A 2,197-nucleotide genomic window follows, 5' to 3' on the forward strand; every position below is an offset into this window, starting at 1 on the left:
CGGATCGAAGCCCGCGCGGCGTCTGCCGCGCGGGCTTCTCGCTTTTCCGGCATCCGTGAGCCGAGTCCGCATAAACACTGCGCATCGGCGTTGATTTACTGACAGCGGTTTTCGAGTGGGTGTAGAGCCGTTTCTCACCCGTGCTGTCATTCTGAGGTCGGCCGGCGCCGGCTGGGACTGTCCCGTCGCGTGGTGCATCGAGCGCCGGCCGGCCGAAGAATCTGGTTGCCGGAGTGCAAGGTCCCGCCCGCGCGCTGAGTTCGCGCGAGGAGTCCAGCACGGGCGAGGCCTGTGCGCGGCCCAACCAGATTCTTCGGTCGGAAGGCGCCCTTGACTCCGCGTGACGGGGGCGGGAAGGTCCTTCGGGGCCGCACGCATCCGACGCGGTCGCGTTCGTGAGAGCCTCTGAATAGAAAGTGCAGGCTCGGGAGCTTTGGCAGCCTCCGCGCGAGCGCCCCCTCCGGGCTCGCGGAGCTCGCCCACCTCCCCCAACAACCCCTGGGGGAGGTTGAACTGCGGTGGCGTTCATCCCGCAGGGTGCGCGCAGCGCTGAATGACTCAGGAAGACAAGCGCTTCTTCCGGATCCGGTATGATATGATTCCGCGCGTCACCGAAAGCCGAAGCGCCGCCCCCTCCGAGGGGCGGCGCTTCGTCGTTTCACCGGATTGGCCGATCAGCGGGCCTGCTGGGCGGCGATCCAGCGGTTCATCTTGGTATCGAGCACGTCCAGGGGCAGGGCACCGTCCTCCAGGATGGCACGGTGGAACGCCTTGATGTCAAAGCGCGGGCCCAGCGCCGCCTGGGCGCGCTGGCGCAGCTCGGTGATCTTCATCTGCCCCATCTTGTACGCCAGGCCCTGGCCGGGGATAGCGGCAAAGCGCTCCACCTCGGCCTGGGTGTTGGACTCGCTGTTGGGCGAGTTGTCGCGGGCGTACTGCATGGCCTGCTCCAGCGTCCACCCCTTGGCGTGAATGCCCGTGTCCAGCACCAGGCGGATGGAGCGCCACAGCTCCGACGCCAGGAAGCCGTAGTACTGGTACGGGTCCTGGTACAGTCCCAGCTCGCGGCCCAGCGTCTCGGCGTACAGGCCCCAGCCCTCGGAGTACGCCGTGTAGCCGCCAAAGCGCCGGATGCGGGGCAGGTTCTCCAGCTCGCGGGCGATGGAGATCTGGAAGTGGTGGCCCGGCGAGCCCTCGTGGATGAGCAGCGACTCCATGCCGTAGCGCGGGCGGCCCTGCGGATCGTAGGTGTTGAGGTGGAACACGCCGGGGCGGCTGCCGTCCAGCGCGGCCGGCGTGTACGACCCGCCGCTGAAGCTGCGCTCGCGGAACGGCTCCACGGGCCGGATCTCGTAGTTGGCCTTGGGCTTTACGTCGAACAGGCGGTCCGTGGTGGCGTCGATGCGGGCCTGCGCGGCGCGGTAGTCGGCCAGCATCTCCTCGCGCGTGTTGTAGCGAAAGCGCGGGTCCGTCTGCACGTACTGCATGAAGGCCTTCAGGTCGCCCTGGAAGCCCACCTGGCGCATGACCGTCTCCATCTCGCGGTGAATGCGCGCCACCTCCGCCAGACCGATCTCGTGGATCTGCTCCGGCGACAGGTTGGTGGTGGTGTTCTGCCGCACGAGGAACTCGTACCAGGCGCGGCCGTCGGGCAGTGCGCTCAGGCCCACGGTGGTGCGCGCGGCGGGCATGTACTCGTCGCGGACGAAGTCGTGCAGCTTGCGGAAAGTGGGCACCACCTGGTTGCGGATGGCGGCCGTGTACGCCGCCGTCAGCCGCTCGCGGTCGGCCTGGGAGAAGTCCGCGGGCATGTTGGCGACGGGCCCCCAGAACAGGCTCTGCGTCACGTCGTCCACCACGTGGGCGGACAGCTGCGGCAGCACGCGCTCCATCAGCACGCGCGGCTGCACGATGCCGCGCTGCATCCCCTCGCGCATGTTGGCGATGGTGATGTCGATGGCCTGCTGGAACCCGTTGATGCGGCCCAGGAAGTCCTCGTAGTCCTTGACGGTGCGGAACGGGTGCACCCCCTGGCCCGCGCCCATCTGGACGAAGCCCGCCGTGAAGTTGAAGAACTGGTTCAGCGGGACCAGGTGCGAGGGAAAGCGCTCGCTCTCGCGCTCGCTGGCCAGCTCGCGGCGAAAGATCTCGTACGTAAGCTGGTGCTGCGCGTCCAGCGTGGCCGGGTTGATGGCGG

The 2,197-nt window shown here is 68.1% G+C and carries 1 protein-coding gene; it reads right to left on the reverse strand.

What is annotated here, in order from left to right:
- Positions 1-674: 674 nt before the first annotated feature.
- Positions 675-2,197 (reverse strand): DUF885 domain-containing protein (locus VFZ20_RS05125; protein WP_329682760.1); only part of this gene is annotated, 1,523 nt, incomplete at its 5' end.

It is taken from the genome of Longimicrobium sp., from assembly GCF_036280135.1.
GTDB lineage: Bacteria > Gemmatimonadota > Gemmatimonadetes > Longimicrobiales > Longimicrobiaceae > Longimicrobium.